Source organism: Xanthomonas sp. 1678 (assembly GCF_031455575.1).
Taxonomy (GTDB): domain Bacteria; phylum Pseudomonadota; class Gammaproteobacteria; order Xanthomonadales; family Xanthomonadaceae; genus Xanthomonas_A.
Genome location: NZ_JAVDSZ010000002.1, coordinates 695,228 through 711,806 on the forward strand (window position 1 = coordinate 695,228; position 16,579 = coordinate 711,806).

Genomic DNA, 16,579 nt, shown 5'->3' on the forward strand with positions numbered 1-16,579 from the left:
CCCGTGGTCCGTCTACGGACGATGACCGGTCTGCGCGCGCTGTTCGCGCAGGTCTGGCGGTGGCCAGCGGTGTCGGCTTCGCGTGGCAATCCGGCAGTGGCACAGCGTGGTAAGGGCACGCTTCCCGGCATGGCGCCGCGTCGCTGGGCGTCGCGCAACGGCAATGTCGAGTCCGCATACTGTCCCGCACTGTCCGCAAGACATGCATGAATCCGCAGCGCGCTATGCCGATTCGCCATCCTGCCGAAGCGGTGCTTGTGCTAGTTTTAACGGCTTTTCCAGGGAATGATGTCATGATCGAACGCCAGCGCCGCACCAAGATCCTCGCCACCCTCGGCCCGGCGACAGATCCACCTGGCGTGCTCGAGGACCTGTTCCGCGCCGGCGTCAACGTCGTGCGCCTGAATTTCTCGCATGGCGACCCCTCCGGCCAGGCCAAGCGCGCCGCCGAAGTGCGCGCCGCCGCGCAGCGCGTGGGCAGCGAAGTGGGCATCCTCGCCGACCTGCCGGGCCCGAAGATCCGCATCGAGCGCTTCGCCACCGGCAAGGTGTCGCTGAAGGCCGGCGCGCGCTTCGATCTGGTCGCCGACCCCAATGCGCCGGCCGGCGACGAGCAGCAGGTCGGCGTCAGCTACCTGGGCCTGCCCAACGACGTCAAGCCGGGCGACGTGCTGCTGCTCGACGACGGCCTGCTGCAGCTGCAGGTGGTCGAGGTCGACGGCCCGCGCATCGTCAACACCGTGCTCAACGACGGCGTGCTGTCCGATCGCAAGGGCCTGAACAAGCAGGGCGGCGGCCTGTCGCTGGGCGCGCTGACCGAGCGCGACAAGGAACTGATCGGCATCGTCGCCAAGATCGGCGTGGATTTCATCGCGGTGTCGTTCTGCCGCAACGCGCAGGACATGCACGACGCGCGCCGCATCGCCGAGCAGCATGGCTGCTACGCCGCGCTGGTGTCGAAGATCGAGCGCACCGAAGCGATCGAGAACCTCACCGAGATCGTCGAGGCCAGCGACGTGGTGATGGTCGCGCGCGGCGACCTCGGCGTGGAGATCGGCGATGCCGAGCTGCCGGGCCTGCAGAAGAAGATCATTCGCGAGTCGCTGGCGCAGAACAAGGTGGTGATCACCGCCACGCAGATGCTGCAGTCGATGGTCGAGAACCCGATCCCGACCCGCGCCGAGGTGCTGGACGTGGCCAACGCGGTGATCGACGGCACCGACGCGGTGATGCTGTCGGCCGAGACCGCCGCCGGCGCCTATCCGGTCAAGGCGGTGCAGGCGATGGCCCGCATCTGCCTGGGCGCCGAGCGCCAGTTCGAGATGGACACCGACTTCGAGGCCGCGCAGCGCAACCTCGAACGCGCCGACCAGGCGATCGCGATGGCGACCATGTTCCTGTCCGAGCACATCGGCCTGAGCGGCGTGGTCACCCTGACCGAATCCGGCGGCACCCCGCGCTTCCTGTCGCGCTTCCGTTCGAAGATGCCGATCTACGCGTTCACCCGCCACGACGGCGCGCGCCGCGGCATGGCGATGATGCGCGGCGTGTTCCCGATCAACTTCGACAGCCGCGGCCTGACCCCGCGCGAAGCCGCGCGCGCGGCCATCCGCCTGCTGGTCGAGGCCGAGCGCATGGGCCCCGGCGACCGCGTGGTGTTCACCAGCGGCGAGCACATGGAAACGCACGGCGCGACCAACACGCTGCGCCTGCTTGAGGTCGGCCCCGACGGCCGCGCCAGCGGCCTGGGCGAGCTGTAGCCGAAAGCCGGGTCGCCCGCGACCCACAGGACCGCGCGATGCCCATCGCGCGGTCTTTTTTTTGCCCGCCGTGCGGGCCGCCGCAACCGCAACGCGCCGCTCGCGCCGACGACTCTTCGCAATCGGCCGTGCCCTTGCCGGACCTGGCAGCGCCAGCGGCATCGCGACCTGCGCCACGGCGCCGCTGCAACATCGCAAGCCGCAGGGCGATTCTTGTCACGCGATGGCAATGCACTGCGCTCGCGCAGTGCGTCTACCGGTGGAAACGGTTGCAGGCATTCCGTGAAGGAATGGGCGGCGTTTGCCGCGATATACTTCGGGTTTCCCCCGTGCCATAGGAATTCCATGAGCATCGAACAGCTTGCCGAAACCGCACAGGCAATGGTCGCCCCGGGCAAGGGCATCATCGCGATCGACGAATCCACCACGACCATCGCCAAGCGCTTCGCCAGCGTCGGCATCGAGAATGTCGAGGAGAACCGCCGCGCGTATCGCGAGCTGCTGCTGACCACGCCGAAGCTGAGCGAGCACATCTCCGGCGCGATCCTGTACGACGAGACCATCCGCCAGAAGACCAAGGATGGCGTGCCGTTCCCGAAGTACATGGCCGAGCACGGCATCATTCCCGGGATCAAGGTCGACAAGGGCACGCATCCGCTGGCCGGCATGCCCGGCGAGTTGATCACCGAAGGCCTGGACGGCCTGCGCGCGCGCCTGGAGGAGTACTACAAGCTCGGCGCGCGCTTCGCCAAGTGGCGCGCGGTGATCACCATCGGCGAGGACATCCCGTCGGGCGTGTGCATCGAGACCAATGCGCACGCGCTGGCGCGCTACGCCGCGCTGTGCCAGGAGCAGGGCCTGGTGCCGATGGTGGAGCCGGAAGTGCTGATGGACGGCAACCACGACATCGAGACCTGCTATGAGGTCACCGAGGCCACGCTGCGTTCGCTGTTCGGTGCGCTGTACGAGCAGAACGTTGTGCTGGAAGGCACCATCCTGAAGGCCTCGATGGTCATCGCCGGCAAGGACTGCGACGAGCAGGCCAGCGTCGAGGAAGTGGCCGAGTCCACCGTGATGTGCCTGAAGAGCACCGTGCCGGCGATCCTGCCGGGCATCGTGTTCCTGTCCGGCGGCCAGACCGACGAGCAGTCCACCGCGCATCTCAATGCGATGAACCAGATCGGCACCCTGCCGTGGCCGCTGAGCTTCTCCTACGGCCGTGCGATGCAGCAGGCCGCGCTGAAGCTGTGGTCGCAGGACATGAAGGGCAACTTCGCCAAGGCGCAGCAGGTGGTCTACGAGCGCGCCAAGGAAAACGGCCTGGCCGCGCTGGGCAAGTGGCAGGACTGAGGTCGGCGCCACCGCTGGAGTAAGCAAGAACGCCGGCGACCGCCGGCGTTCTTCGTTTCGCGATGCGCCGCCGCGCCTCGCTTCGTTTCACGCTTGTCCGGCCCGAGCCCGCCATGCGCTCGGCACGCGTTTGGATCAACGCGTTTTGCCCAGCCGCTGCACGAGGTAGTCGACGAAGCAGCGGACCCGCGCCGGGGTATGCGTGCCGCCGACGAACACCGCATGGACCTCCTCGCCGTCGCCAGGGTTGAACTCCTGCAGGAGCGCGACCAGCTGGCCGGCCTGGATCGCGTCCTCTGCCGTCTCGGCACACACCCGCGCGATCCCGAGGCCTTCGATGGCGAGCTGGCGTTGGGTTTCGCCATTGTTGGTTTCCACGCTGCCCTTGATCGGCAACGCGTAGTCGCGCCCGTCCTTGCGGAAGGGCCAGGTCGGGGCGGCGCGCTTGAAGTTGAAGCCGATGCAGTCGTGCGCGTGCAGATCCTCCGGGACGACTGGCGTACCGCGGCGCGCGAGATACCCAGGCGCGGCCACGATCACCTTGTGGGTCTGGCCAAGCGTGCGGGCCGTGAGCAGGCTGTCGGGGAGGGGGCCGAGCCGCACCGCAACGTCCGCCTGGCCGGCGGCGATGTCGACGACGGCATCGGTGGAGATCACCTCGAGCAGGATGCCGGGGTGGCTGTGGATGAAATCGCGCAGGAGCGGCACCACGAACATCCGTCCGTAGGTGAGCGAGAGGCTCACGCGCAGGCGCCCCTTGGGCGCGCTCTGGTCGGCGATCAACTGCTCGGTTTCGCGCAGGTCCGCCAGGATCCGCCGCGCGGAGGACAGGTAGGTCGCGCCTTCCGGCGTCAGCCTCAGGGCCCGCGTCGTCCGCAGCAACAGGCGGACGCCGAGGCGGGCTTCGATCCGGTCGACAACCCGTGCGATGGAAGACGGCGCCAGCTTCAGCCGGCGCCCCGCCGCCGAGAAACTGCCGGCCTCGGCCACAAGGGTGAAGACTTCCAGTTCGCCAGCGATGTTCATTGGCAGCTTGTGCGAAAAACGCAAAGGTATTGAGCGCAATTCTAATATAGACATGGGGTGTGCCCGATCTCTATCCTTGCGTCGGCCGAACGACTCGAGTTCCAGCCGATGAACGCACCGCTCGCCAACCGACGTGGCGGTCAACTCCGAGCGACGCGAGGTAACCCATGGTCTCGCCCTATAAGATCGACATTCCAGATGCGCGGCTCGCCAGCATCAAGGCGAAAGTGGATGCCTACGACTGGAGCCAGCTCGCCGACGCCGGAGGATGGAGCGCAGGCGTGGGGATCGACGACCTCAAGCGGCTCGTTGCCTGCTGGCGGGGCAGCTACGATTGGCGGGCGACCGAACGGCGCCTCAATCAGCTCCCCAACTTCACCACCGAGGTCGAGGGCGAGCGCCTGCATTTCGTCCACCTGCCCGGGGACGGATCCAAGCCGCCGCTGCTGCTCCTGCACGGCTGGCCAGGCTCGTATCTTGAATTCGAGCGGCTCCTCGAGCCTCTGGCGGCGGACGGGCACGACGTCGTGGTTCCGTCTCTCCCAGGCTTCGCCTTTTCCACGCCGATCACCGGCGTCATCGGCCCGCGCCGGGCCGCCGAGCTCATGCACGCGCTGATGGTCCGGCTGTTCGGCCAGCAGGCGCGCTACATCGTCCAGGGCGGCGACTGGGGCGCGCATATCGCAAGCTGGATGGCCTTCCTGCGCCCCGACGCGCTGCTCGGCTTCCACATCAACATGGTGAGCATCTTCGCCAGCGACGCCGCTGCCACGACCGCGCAGGAGAAGGACCTGATCGCCCGCCGCGACGCGATTCTCGATCTGGAGACCGGCTACGCGCACCAGCAGCGCACGCGCCCGCAGACGTTGGGCGTGGCGATGGCCGACAGCCCGGTCGGCGTGGCAGGCTGGATACTCGAGAAGATCGGCAAGTGGGCCGATCTTCCGACGCGGGCCGATGGCGGACCGGACATCTGGAGCAAGTTCTCGGAGGAGGAACTGCTCACCACTATCATGCTGTATGTCGCACCCGCGGCCGCCGTCACCTCGACGTGGATCTATCACGGCCAGCGGTTGGAGGGATCGGACCGCTTTCCCGCCGCAACGCGCATCGCGGTGCCCACCGGCGTGGCGGCCTTTCCCGATCCGGTGTTTCTGCCCACTCCGCGCACCTTCGCCGAGAAGACGTATCCCATCGTGCATTGGAGCCAGATGCGCAGAGGCGGCCACTTCGCCGCCTGGGAGGAGCCGCAGCTGATGCTCGACGACTTGCGCGGCTTCGTCGCCACGGTCCTGGCGCGCTCCTGAGGCTTGGTGCTGCAGTGCCTGCGCTGCTGCGCGGGCTCGGCGGCATCGGCGTGGCGCGCTCCGCTGGGCGCGCAGGTTTCCTCGCCCGGTGCTGCATGCCGCGTTTCCCGCAGATTCCACGACAACACAGACTGGACGTCCGCCAGCAATGCCGAAGCGCTGCTTCGGAGATCGGAAACGGACGTCCTCGCAACCGAGGTGAATCGTCATGAACGAGCAGAGGGCAAACAGCGTCCAGACCGATACCCTGCGGATCGCCTATGTCGAGCACGGTCCCGCCGACGGGTGGCCGGTGATCCTGTCGCACGGGTTTCCCTACGACATCCACGCCTTCGACGCGGTGGCCGCGGCGCTCGCCGGCGCTGGCGCGCGGGTCGTGGTTCCCTACACGCGCGGGTTCGGTCCGACCCGCTTCGTGTCCGATGCCGTCATGCGCAGTGGCCAGCAAGCCGCGCGCGGCCGCGACATCGTCCAGCTCGCCGACGCGCTGGGCCTGGAGCGCCCGATCCTGGCCGGTTTCGATTGGGGCGGCAATGCATCCTGTGTGGTGGCGGCGCTGTGGCCCGAGCGCATCGGCGGCCTGGTCTGCTATGCCGGCTACGACATCATCGACGTGCAGGCGCAACGGCTTGCGGCCGCGCCGTCGCTCGAACGCGTCTGCTGGTATCAGCATCTTTTCCAGACCGAACGCGGGCGCCAATGCCTGGCCGAGCATCGTCGCGATCTGTGCCGCTTGCTATGGGAGGAGTGGTCGCCCGGCTGGCAGTTCGACGATGCGACCTTCGCGCAGACCGCAAGCGCGTTCGACAATCCGGACTTCGTGGACGTGGTGATCCACGCCTACCGCCATGCCTTCGGCCGGGAGGCTGGCGACCCGGCGTTGCAGGCACTCGAAGACCGCTTGGCGGACCGGCCCGCGATAACGGTTCCGGCGGTGACGCTCGACGGCGCGAACGACCCGCTCAAGCCGGGCGGGACCGGGGGCCATGCCCGCATGTTCGTCGGGTTGCACGAGCACCGCGTCGTCGACGCCGGGCACAATCTGCCCCAGCAGCGGCCCGACGTGTTCGCCGACGCGGTATTGACCGTCCGTGCGTGGCTCGACCGGCGCCATTGACGGGCGAGGGTTGCCAACGCCGCGCAGTCGCCTGCGAGTAGGCCATCGGAGGTGTCACGTACGACCGACAGGCCTGTCAGGCGGCAGGCTGTCCAAGAAAGCGTACGGGAGTGGGGCGATCGCGCGGCCTGCGCTGCCCGCGCGCAGCGCAGTTCAGGCGACCTGCAGCTGGCTCTGCATCAGCGCCTGCTGGTAGGCCTTGTAGGCCGCCTCGTTGTAGGCGACCAGGATCACCCGCTTCGGCACCGCATGCGCGCGCTGCCACGCCATGGTTTCGGCGACCGCGATGCGCGCGGCCTGGTGCAGCGGATAGCCGTACACGCCGCAGCTGATCGCCGGGAACGCCACCGAATGCAGGCCCATCTGTTCGGCCAGGCGCAGCGAGCGCCAGTAGCAGTTGGCGAGCAGCGCCGGTTCGTCGTGGGCGCCGTCACGCCACACCGGGCCGACGGTATGCAGCACGTGGCGCGCCTTGAGCCGGTGGCCGGCAGTGGCGCGGACTTCGCCGACCGGGCAGCGCACGCCGGGCTTGAGTTCCGGCAGGCGCAGGCATTCCTCCAACAGCTGCGGGCCCGCTGCGCGGTGGATCGCGCCGTCCACGCCGCCGCCGCCGAGCAGGGATTCGTTGGCGGCGTTGACGATGGCGTCCACGTCCAGTTCGGTGATGTCGCCTTGCCAGATTTCGATCTTCATGATGCGATCTTTATGGGATTCCAATGATGGAAACGTGATGAACCTGGCGGCCGGGCCAGCTCGGTGCAACGGTGGCTTAACCGGAGAACGGCAAGACTGCAGCGTCTCCATCTCAGCGCCTGCGACATGAACCGGACCCAGCCATCACCCGCCATCGCCGAGGCCCTGGCGCGCGGCGAGATCATCAAGGCAATCAAGCTGTTGCGTGACCAGAGCGGCATGGATCTGCGCAGCGCCAAGCAGCAGGTGGACGCGTGGCTGCAGGCGGGGGCGGCGCAGACGGTCGCGGAGATGCTGCACCGGCAGGCCGGCAGCGAACCGCCGCAGGCCGCCGCGTCGGCGCAAGCGCAGACCGGGGGGCTGCCGCCCGCCGCGCTGCAGGCGCTGGGCCAGGGCCAGTTTCTGCAGGCGATCAAGCTGACCCGCGAGCAGCATCCGGGCATGGGCCTGCGCGAGGCCAAGGAGTTGGTCGAACGCTACCGCGACCGCAACGCGCCGCGCGCAGGAACGCCGCCGACCGTGGCCACCGGCGATCGCCCCGGCGCGTGGCTGTGGGGCACGCTCATCCTGCTGCTGGCCGTCGCTGCGGCGTTCTGGTGGTTGAGCAGCTAGTGTGGGAGCGACTTCAGTCGCGACGCGCTTTACTGGCAAGGCTTGTTGCGACTGAAGTCGCTCCTACAAGACTGTAGAGCCATTGACGATGACTCGGATGCGGGTGCGGTGCCGATCCATCGCGACGCATCCCATTCTGCGCGGAGCGGCCTACAGCCAGCGCTTCACCTGCGCGCAATACCGGTCGTAGGCATCACCGAAGCGCTGGCGCAAGCGCGCCTCCTCGAACGGGATCACCACCCGCTGCAGCGCCAGCAGCGGCAATGGCAGCAGCAACAGCGCCCACGGCCAGCCAATCTGCACGCACAGGCCGACATAGCTCAGCACCAGGCTCACGTACATCGGGTTGCGGGTGTAGCGGTACGGACCGCGCAGTACCAGGCGCGACGGCGCGCCTTCGGGCAGGATCGTGGTACGGCGCTGCGCGAACAGCACGAAGCAGGCCAGCGCCAACAGCAATCCGGCACCGGCGACGATGCCGCCGGCGATCTGTATCCATGCCAGCGTGCGGCCCTGCGGCAGTGGCAGGGCGAGCATCCGCTGCAGCAGGGCGCCTAGCAGCAGCGCGAGCAGGAAATGCGCTGGCGAGGTCGAACGCACCAGCAACGGCACACGCGCGGACCGGCTGTCGTCCCGCCCTGAAACTCGATTGCTCAACGCTCCCTCCCCGGTTGCCAGGCTCCCTGCGCGGCTACTCTACCGTGCCGGTCGGTGCCATGTCCCACGCCGGCTGGGCATGCCATGCGAAACCGCAGCTGCCATGCCAGCGTGTGCGGCCACGTCGATCAGTGCCGTGCACACCAACATTCGCAGGCAAGTGGCGTTGCATGGCGGGGACGCGGCATCGCCTGCGCGTGTCGAGGCGGGTGCATGCGAAACAGGCGAACGGTTGTCCAACTGCGGCCGCATCGGGAAGAAAGATGCGTCACGCCACGCGTGCTGCGGGGCGCACAGCGGAGTGCTCAACACGTTCGCGATGCGGTGCCGCATCGAAAGGCTGCGCATGCACCCAGTGCATCGCATCCAGTGTCACCAGGCAATGCCTCGGGAATGCATCGACGGACAAGTTCCGTCATGCCAGAGACGGCAAAAGCTAAACTGCCGCGCGACACTCCCTCACTCGCCAGTTCCAATCCATGCCCCTACCGCAAGCGTCCGCCGACACCGCCTCCGTTCCGCGCCGTCGCGTCATCCTCGAAGACGACATCGACGGCTTCACGCCCGCGCAGTTGCTGTTGCTGCAATCGCCCGACGTCGAGGTGCTCGGCATCTCGGTGGTCAGCGGCAACATCTGGCGCGACGAGGCGCTGGCGCATACGCGCCGGTTGCTGGAGATCGCCGGACGCGGCGAGGTGCCGGTGCTGCCGGGTCCTGTGCATCCGTTGCTCAACAGCGAACTGGCCACCGAGCGCTGGGAGGCGCTGTACGGCAAGCTGCTGTGGAAGGGCGCGTGGACCAGGCAATGGATCGAGCACGACACGGTGCAGAGTTCGCCGCGCTACCACGCGCACGACGTGGTGCCCGACCTGGCGCTGGGCAATCCGTCGGTGGTGCAGGCCGCGGACGAGCCGGCGGCGTTGTTCATGATCCGCAAGGTGCGCGAATTTCCCGGCGAGGTCAGCATCGTCGCCACCGGCCCGCTGACCAATCTGGCGCTGGCGCAGCGGCTGGATCCGCAGTTCGCGTCGCTGGCCAAGGAGCTGGTGTACATGGGCGGCAGCCTCAATCCGCGGCAGCGGCGCGACAGCGTGTCGGCGCGGCAGTTCGCGCGCGAGTTCGTCAATTCCCCGCGGCGCGAGTTCAACATCCGCTGGGATCCGGAAGCGGCGAGCATCGTGATGCGGTCGCCGTGGCGGCGGATGCTGATGGTGCCGGTGGACCCGTCCACCGCGACCGAGTTGAGCCCCCAGTTGCTGGCGCGGATGAGCGCCGCCGACACGCCGATCGGCCACGCGCTGCGCCGGCGCGAACCGGGCTTTCCGCTGTGGGACGAACTGGCCACGGCGCTGTGGTTGCGCCCGGAGCTGGCTACCGCGACCGAGACGCTGTACGTGGACACCAACACCGAGTTCGGTGCCGGCTACGGCGACATCCTGTCGTGGGCGCCGGGCTACCAGCCGGGGCTGGGCGAACAGGCGCAGACGGTGGTGCGCGAGGTCGACGTGGAGGCGATCGAGCACCTGCTGGTGGAGCGGCTGACCGCCCCGCAGCCGCCGGCGCTGGGCGTGCCGTTGCCGGGCTAGTGTCTTGTTTCGGATGTCGCGAAGCGTCGGGACTGACGTCCCTCCCACAGTGCACTCAGCTTGGTACGGGGATCAGGACGGCACGCGCGACGAACGCAGCGCTGAGCTTTGTCCGGCCTCGGATGGTTTGGGACTGATGCACGCGGCCGCGGAGTTCTTCGAGGTTGCCTCACATTCGCCGCAGCGGCACCGCTTTCCCTGTAGGAGCGACTTCAGTCGCGACGAGCGGAGAGGCACGCTTTCCGGCGTCGGGACGCATCAGCGTCGAAGCGCTTCCCGCGATGCGCTGCGTCACTTCGCAACGCATCGGGGCCATGCGCGGGCGCGGGCGACGCGCCGCCGCGCGTCGATGCGCTCCCGCTCCCCGTCACGGCAGACCGGCCAGCCAGTCGTCGTCGGAGCCTTCGTTGATGTCGGCGAACAGCGGCGTGGAGAAGTAGCGCTCGCCGGTGTCGGGCAGCATCGCCAGGATCACCGAGCCGGGCGCGGCGGTCTCGGCCACGCGCAGCGCGGTGGCCACGGTGGCGCCGCCGGAGATGCCGGTGAAGATGCCTTCCTCGGCGGCGAGGCGGCGCGAGACGGCGATGGCGTCGCTGTCCTCCACGCTCAGCACCTCGTCGTAGACCTCGCGGTTGAGCACTTCCGGCACGAAGTCCGGAGTCCAGCCCTGGATCTTGTGCGGCTTCCACTCCTGGCCCTGCAGCAGCGCGGCGCCGGCCGGCTCGGTGGCGGTGATGCGCACGTCCGGGCGGGCCACGCGCAGCACTTCGCCGACGCCGGTGAGGGTGCCGCCGGTGCCCCAGCCGCTGACGAAATGGTCCAGCCGGCGGCCGGCGAAATCGCGCAGGATCTCCGCGGCGGTGGTGCTGCGGTGATACGCGGGGTTGGCCGGGTTGGCGAACTGGCGGGCCAGGAACCAGCCGTGCTGCTGGGCCAGTTCCTCGGCCTTGCGCACCATGCCGCTGCCGCGCTCGGCGGCCGGGGTCAGGATCACCTTGGCGCCGTAGGCGCGCATCAGCTTGCGGCGCTCGATCGAGAAGGTCTCCACCATCGTCGCCACGAACTTGTAGCCGCGCGCGGCGGCGACCATCGCCAGGGCCACGCCGGTGTTGCCGGAGGTGGCTTCGACGATCGTTTCGCCGGGCTTGAGCAGGCCCTTGGCCTCGGCGTCGAGCACGATCGCCAGCGCCAGGCGGTCCTTGACCGAACCGCCGGGATTGAACGCCTCGACCTTGACGTACAGGCTCACCTGCTCGGGCGGCAGGCGGTGCAGCTTGACGATCGGGGTGTGGCCGATGGTGTCGAGGATGTTGTCGTAGATGGCCATGCGCAGGGTCTCCGGAAAGGGATGCGGGTCAGGCGGCGTGGGCCAGGGTAGGCACGGCCGGCTTCGGGAAAGGTGAGGGCGGTGGCGCCAGCGGCGCGGCGCCGAACCAGTGCAGCGTGGTCGCCAGCGCGGCCACCTCGCCCAGGATCAGCAGCGCCGGCGACCGCACCTGGTGCGCGCGGGCGGTATCAGGCAGGTCGGCGAGGGTGCCGACCACCACCCGCTGCTCCGGGCGCGAGCCGTTTTCCACCAATGCGAACGGGGTGTCGGCGGCGCGGCCGGCGCGCAGCAGGCGCTCGCGCACCGTGTCCAGCCCGGCCACGCCCATGTACACCGCCAGCGTCTGCCGCTCCTGCGCCAATGCGGCCCAGTCCAGCGTATCGAACGAGTCCTTGCAGTGCGCGGTGGCCAGGCGCAGCGACTGCGCGTGCTCGCGGTGGGTCAGCGGGATGCCGGCATAGGCCGCGCAGGCCAGCGCCGCGGTGATGCCTGGCACCACCGCGTAGGGCACGCCGTGCGCGCGCAGGCATTCCAGTTCCTCGCCGCCGCGACCGAACACGAACGGGTCGCCGCCCTTCAGCCGCACCACGCGGCGGCCTCGTCGCGCATGCTCCAGCATCAATGCGTGGATCTGCTCCTGGCGCACGCTGTGGCCGCTGGCCGACTTGCCGACTTCGATCCGCTCGGCCGTGCCCGGCAGCAGGTCCAGGATCGCGGCGCTGACCAGGCGGTCGTGCAGGACCACGTCGGCGCTGCGCAGTGCATGCAGCGCGTTGAGGGTCAACAGGCCGGGATCGCCGGGACCGGCGCCGACCAGGGTCACCGTGCCGGGACGGATCGCTTGCGCCTGCGGCGCCGCGGCGACCGCGCCGAGGCTGCCGTCGGCGGCGTCTGCCGACGGCGTTGCCACGGCCGCATCGGCCGCACCAGCCGCGGCCTGCGCCAGCACCCGCTGCGCGGCGGCGATCTGCAGCGCCTGCCGGTTCACCGCGGGGTCGTCGCTGGCGGCGATCAGGTACCACACCGCGTCCAGCCAGGCGCCATCGAAACGGCCGCGCAGCCACTGGATGCGTCCGGCCTCGGCCAAGGCCTGCAGGGCCGGGGTCAGCGTTGGCGCACCCAGCCGCGGCACCGCGCCGGCAGCCAGCAGCGCCTGCACCTGGCGCTCGGCGGCAGCACCGCCGCCGACCACCAGCACGGGCCGCTCGCGCAGGTCCGGATACAACGCAATCGGGGCAGGGCTCACGGCGGTCGCAACGCAGGAAAGAGGGAGGAGGCGTGACCGTAGCGCCGGCTTATAGCCCCAGGAAATGACTTCATGCCTCTACCAGATAGCTTTCGGTTATAAGGTGGCAGGACCATTTCCACTACAGTCGTGGCTGCTCCCGCCAGGCGGCGCCTCGCCCACGCTTTCGATGACGCTGACCCAACTCCGCTACCTCGTCGCCATCGCCGACGCCGATCTCAACATCACCCTGGCGGCGGCGCGCGTGCATGCGACCCAGCCGGGGCTGTCCAAGCAGCTCAAGCAGTTGGAGGACGAGCTGGGCTTCCTGCTGTTTGTGCGCAAGGGCCGCAGCCTGGAGACGGTGACGCCGGCCGGCCGCGAAGTGATCGAGCGCGCCCGCGCGGTGCTGGCCGAGGCCAACAACATCCGCACCTACGCCGCCAACCAGCGCCGCGAGAGCCAGGGCCAGCTGACCCTGACCACCACCCACACCCAGGCGCGCTTCGTGCTGCCGCCGGCGGTGGCGCAGATCAAGCAGGCCTATCCGCAGGTCAGCGTGCACCTGCAGCAGGCGGCCGAGAGCGCGGCGCTGGACCTGCTCAGCCAGGGCGACGCCGACATCGCCATCGTCAGCACCGCCGGCAGCGAGCCGGGCGCCGGCATCGCAGTGCCGCTGTACCGCTGGCGGCGGCTGGTGCTGGTGCCGCGCGGGCATGCGCTGGACGTGCCCAAGCGGGTGCCGGACATGGCCGCGCTGGCGGTGCAGCCGCTGATCAGCTACGAATCCTCGACCCGTTCCGGCTCCTCGCTGCAGCGCGCCTTCGCCCGGCTCGGCCTGGAGCCGAGCATCGCCCTGACCGCGCTCGACGCGGACCTGATCAAGACCTATGTGCGCGCCGGTCTCGGCGTCGGCCTGCTCGCGGAGATGGCGGTGCATGCCGGCGATACCGACCTGCGCGCGTGGCCGGCGCCGCCGGAAATCCCCGAATGCATCGCCTGGGCGGTGCTGCCGCGCGACCGCGTGCTGCGCGACTACGCGCTGGAACTGGTGCACGTGCTGGCGCCGCAGATCGACACCCGCGACCTGCGCCGGGTCATGGAAGGCAACCAGGAACCGGATTGGCCGACGCCGCCGACCTGGGAAGAGTTGACCCAGACCATCACCAGCTGAGTCCGGCGCGGATCCGTGCTGGCCGGCGGCGGCGCGCTGCGGCGCGTGCCTGTTGCGCATGCGCAGGGGCCGTTGCGCAGCCTCGGCACAGCGACTGGATGCCGATGCCGGGACGCTGGCGAGGCGCCTGCGGGAGTTGCCTGAGCTGGAGGCGAGCTACTCCGGACTGGAACTGCAGGTGCGGTTGGCCGCGTTCCGCCAGCAGGCTTTTCAGGCACTGGCGCAGAAATGCGCAACGGCGCCGAACGCCGCGCCACGGCCGTTGCGCGAAGGGTCGCCGCGGGCAGGCCGGGCGCATCGCTGACGCGCCATGCACCTCGCGGTGGTACGGCCCCCCAGGCCCGGCCAGCCCAGTCGCCTGGCCATCGGCGCCGAAGCGCCAGCGCGGCGGTTCGCGCGTTGCCGCGGTCCGGGCCGCCGCCTATGATGCGTGCCGGCGTGTTCGCCACGTCCGACGGCAGCCGCGACGGGCCGAGATCAAGGACGAGCGGCGCGGCGCCGGCATGGCCAGGCGCGCGTCCGATGCCGATCACCAGGGGGGAAGGATGGCAGCTTGTGCATGTTGTGGCGCGACCGTGCTGTTCGGCGGTACGCGCGTCGGCGATCGCCGTGATTGCAACGCGAGTTGCGCGTCGCGTGGCCCATCGCAATCGGTAGTGCTGCAGGTGCCGCTGCAGGCCGCGCACGCGCAGGCGCTGCAGATCTTCCGCCGGCGTTGCCCGCAGTCCGGTGCGACGCGCCAGCCGCCGCCGTTGCCTGCCGCGAACGCCTGATCTCACACCCCCTTATCGCCTATCGCCGCATGCCGTCGGCTTCGACGCGCTGCGTTCTTTTTTCTCAACCCAAGGAAGTCCATGCATCCCGTCCTCCAGCAGAACCTGTTCTTCGTCAAGGAACAGGTCGGCATGTTCAAGGCCGCCAACAACTACGACGTGCTCGACCCGCAGAGCAACCAGAAGGTGCTCGAATGCCGCGAGCCGAACCTGGGCATCTTCACCAAGATCTTCCGTTTCACCGACTACAAGCGGATGACCCCGTTCCACGTGGAAGTGCGCACCCCTGACGGGCACAAGGTGCTGACGGTCAAGCGCGGTTTCTCGCTGTTGCTGTCCAAGGTCGAGGTGCTGGACGAGCACGATCGCCTGGTCGGTTCCTTCAGCCAGAAGTTCTTCTCCATCGGCGGCAAGTTCGACGTGCTCGACGCGCGCGAGAAGCTGGTGTGCACGCTGCGCGGCAAGTGGACCAGCTGGGACTTCCGCTTCGTGCAGGGCGAGCGGGAACTGGCGCGCGTGTCCAAGAAGTGGGCCGGGCTGGGCAAGGAGCTGTTCACCTCGGCCGACAACTACATGCTGGCGATCGAGAACGCGGTGCCGGCCGAGGACGACGTGCGCGTCCTGATCATGGCCGCGGTGCTGTGCATCGACATGGTGCTGAAGGAATAAGCGCCGTTCGCCGCGCGTGCGCTGTCGGTGCGCGCGGCGACTTCGCCCAGGCCGCTCGCCGTGCCGCCAGCGGCATCGGGCTGGGCGTCAGCGTTGCAGACACTGTCTCGGCGGTGCGGCACACGCCGAGACGCGCTTGAATCGCTACCGCGCGCCACCGTGCCTCAGGCCGGCGCAGCGCCGGACGCTGCCGCCAGCGTTTCGGGCGTGGGCAAACGCTCGCTGTAGCGGTCGACCAGGTGCGGGGCCAGGTCGCGGGTGAGCAGGGTGAACTTGACCAGCTCCTCCATCACGTCGACCACGCGGTCGTAGTACGCCGACGGCCGCATCCGTCCGGGCGTGTCGAATTCCTGCCAGGCCTTGGCCACCGACGATTGGTTCGGGATGGTCAGCATGCGCATCCAGCGGCCGAGCACGCGCATCTGGTTGAGCGCGTTGAACGACTGCGAGCCGCCGGAGACCTGCATCAGCGCCAGGGTCTTGCCCTGGGTGGGGCGGCGTGCGCCCTGGCTGAGCGGAATCCAGTCGATCTGCGCCTTAAGCACGCCGCTCATCGCGCCATGCCGTTCCGGCGAAGACCACACCATGCCTTCGCTCCACAGCGTCAGTTCGCGCAGTTCCTGCACCTTGGCGTCGCTGTCGGGCGCGGCGTCGGGCAGCGGCAGCCCGGCCGGGTCGAACAGCCGGGTTTCCGCGCCCATCGCCTGCAGCAGCCGCGCCGCTTCCAGCGCCAGCAACTTGCTGTAGGAACGCTCGCGCAGCGAGCCGTACAACAGCAGGATGCGCGGCGGGTGCGCGGCGCGCGCGGCTGTCGGCGCCGACGGATCCGGGCGCACGAAGGCGGCCGGGTCCAGGTTCGGCAGGTCGGACAGGTCAACCGACACGATGGCCGTCCGCATCGATCAGCGCTGCGCCGTCTTCCTTGGCGAAGGCGCCGCGCTGCGGCGACGGCAGGATCTCCAGCACCATCTCCGATGGCCGGCACAGGCGCGTGCCCAGCGGCGTGACCACGATCGGCCGGTTGATCAGGATCGGATGCTGCAGCATCGCGTCCAGCAGCGCGTCGTCGCTCAGCGCCGGGTCGTCCAGGCCCAGCTCGGCGTAGGGCGTGCCCTTCTGCCGGATCGCCTCGCGCAACGGAATGCCCATCGCCGCGATCAGCGCCTGCAAGGTGGCGCGGTCGGGCGGGGTCTTCAGGTATTCGACCACGGTCGGTTCGGCGCCGCTGTTGCGGATCAGTCCCAGGACGTTGCGCGAGGTGCCGCAGGCGGGGTTGTGGTAGATCGTGATCGGGTTCATCGGG

15 protein-coding genes are annotated in these 16,579 nt (G+C 69.2%); 8 read left to right on the forward strand and 7 right to left on the reverse strand.

The window, feature by feature from the left end; genetic code table 11:
- Nucleotides 1–293: 293 nt before the first annotated feature.
- Both pyk and J2Y70_RS06090 read left to right on the forward strand, forming a co-directional pair.
- A complete protein-coding gene (gene pyk / locus J2Y70_RS06085) occupies nucleotides 294–1,760 on the forward strand; it encodes a pyruvate kinase (protein ID WP_263395518.1) in 1,467 nt (488 codons plus the stop codon).
- A gap of 345 nt (nucleotides 1,761–2,105) precedes the next feature.
- Entirely contained in the window at nucleotides 2,106–3,110 is a 1,005-nt protein-coding gene (locus J2Y70_RS06090; protein WP_263395517.1) for a class I fructose-bisphosphate aldolase, read from the forward strand.
- A 135-nt stretch (nucleotides 3,111–3,245) separates the two neighbouring features.
- On the opposite strand, the gene J2Y70_RS06095 is transcribed toward J2Y70_RS06090, so the two are convergent.
- Nucleotides 3,246–4,136, reverse strand: coding sequence for a LysR family transcriptional regulator (locus J2Y70_RS06095; RefSeq protein WP_309914601.1), 891 nt, complete (start codon nucleotides 4,134–4,136; stop codon nucleotides 3,246–3,248).
- A 167-nt stretch (nucleotides 4,137–4,303) separates the two neighbouring features.
- Here J2Y70_RS06095 and J2Y70_RS06100 point away from each other — a divergent pair, with 167 nt between their 5' ends.
- Together J2Y70_RS06100 and J2Y70_RS06105 are read left to right on the forward strand one after the other, a co-directional pair.
- Complete coding sequence (locus J2Y70_RS06100) at nucleotides 4,304–5,443, forward strand: alpha/beta fold hydrolase (protein WP_309914603.1); 1,140 nt, start codon at nucleotides 4,304–4,306, stop codon at nucleotides 5,441–5,443.
- Between the two features lie 208 nt (nucleotides 5,444–5,651).
- Complete coding sequence (locus tag J2Y70_RS06105) at nucleotides 5,652–6,560, forward strand: alpha/beta hydrolase (RefSeq protein ID WP_309914606.1); 909 nt, start codon at nucleotides 5,652–5,654, stop codon at nucleotides 6,558–6,560.
- A gap of 153 nt (nucleotides 6,561–6,713) precedes the next feature.
- On the opposite strand, the gene J2Y70_RS06110 is transcribed toward J2Y70_RS06105, so the two are convergent.
- The gene (locus tag J2Y70_RS06110) at nucleotides 6,714–7,253 is read right to left on the reverse strand and encodes an O-acetyl-ADP-ribose deacetylase (protein WP_263395513.1); all 540 of its coding nucleotides are present in this window, start codon (nucleotides 7,251–7,253) and stop codon (nucleotides 6,714–6,716) included.
- A 126-nt stretch (nucleotides 7,254–7,379) separates the two neighbouring features.
- Here J2Y70_RS06110 and J2Y70_RS06115 point away from each other — a divergent pair, with 126 nt between their 5' ends.
- Nucleotides 7,380–7,865, forward strand: a complete 486-nt coding sequence (locus J2Y70_RS06115) for a hypothetical protein (protein WP_309914614.1) — start codon at nucleotides 7,380–7,382, stop codon at nucleotides 7,863–7,865.
- 150 nt (nucleotides 7,866–8,015) lie between these two features.
- Here the strand turns inward: J2Y70_RS06115 and J2Y70_RS06120 are convergent, their stop codons facing one another.
- Nucleotides 8,016–8,522 carry an isoprenylcysteine carboxylmethyltransferase family protein gene (locus tag J2Y70_RS06120; protein WP_309914617.1) on the reverse strand — a complete coding sequence of 169 codons (507 nt, stop codon included), beginning with the start codon at nucleotides 8,520–8,522 and terminating at the stop codon, nucleotides 8,016–8,018.
- 479 nt (nucleotides 8,523–9,001) lie between these two features.
- Here J2Y70_RS06120 and J2Y70_RS06125 point away from each other — a divergent pair, with 479 nt between their 5' ends.
- The gene (locus tag J2Y70_RS06125; protein WP_309914620.1) at nucleotides 9,002–10,108 is read left to right on the forward strand and encodes a nucleoside hydrolase; all 1,107 of its coding nucleotides are present in this window, start codon (nucleotides 9,002–9,004) and stop codon (nucleotides 10,106–10,108) included.
- A 367-nt stretch (nucleotides 10,109–10,475) separates the two neighbouring features.
- On the opposite strand, the gene cysK is transcribed toward J2Y70_RS06125, so the two are convergent.
- A complete protein-coding gene (gene cysK / locus J2Y70_RS06130; protein WP_309914624.1) occupies nucleotides 10,476–11,435 on the reverse strand; it encodes a cysteine synthase A in 960 nt (319 codons plus the stop codon).
- Between the two features lie 28 nt (nucleotides 11,436–11,463).
- A complete protein-coding gene (cobA, locus tag J2Y70_RS06135) occupies nucleotides 11,464–12,681 on the reverse strand; it encodes a uroporphyrinogen-III C-methyltransferase (protein ID WP_309914627.1) in 1,218 nt (405 codons plus the stop codon).
- A 169-nt stretch (nucleotides 12,682–12,850) separates the two neighbouring features.
- On the opposite strand from cobA, the gene J2Y70_RS06140 reads away from it, so the two are divergent.
- Entirely contained in the window at nucleotides 12,851–13,834 is a 984-nt protein-coding gene (locus tag J2Y70_RS06140; RefSeq protein ID WP_179566748.1) for a LysR family transcriptional regulator, read from the forward strand.
- Between the two features lie 854 nt (nucleotides 13,835–14,688).
- Nucleotides 14,689–15,276 (forward strand): phospholipid scramblase-related protein, encoded by a 588-nt coding sequence (locus J2Y70_RS06145; RefSeq protein ID WP_309914632.1) that lies wholly within the window; start codon nucleotides 14,689–14,691, stop codon nucleotides 15,274–15,276.
- Nucleotides 15,277–15,440: 164 nt separating this feature from the next.
- Here the strand turns inward: J2Y70_RS06145 and arsH are convergent, their stop codons facing one another.
- Together arsH and arsC are read right to left on the reverse strand one after the other, a co-directional pair.
- The gene (gene arsH, locus J2Y70_RS06150) at nucleotides 15,441–16,160 is read right to left on the reverse strand and encodes an arsenical resistance protein ArsH (protein ID WP_369011076.1); all 720 of its coding nucleotides are present in this window, start codon (nucleotides 16,158–16,160) and stop codon (nucleotides 15,441–15,443) included.
- Nucleotides 16,150–16,575, reverse strand: a complete 426-nt coding sequence (gene arsC / locus J2Y70_RS06155) for an arsenate reductase (glutaredoxin) (RefSeq protein WP_263395504.1) — start codon at nucleotides 16,573–16,575, stop codon at nucleotides 16,150–16,152. Before arsC ends, arsH begins: the two co-directional genes overlap by 11 nt.
- Between the last annotated feature and the right edge of the window lie 4 nt (nucleotides 16,576–16,579).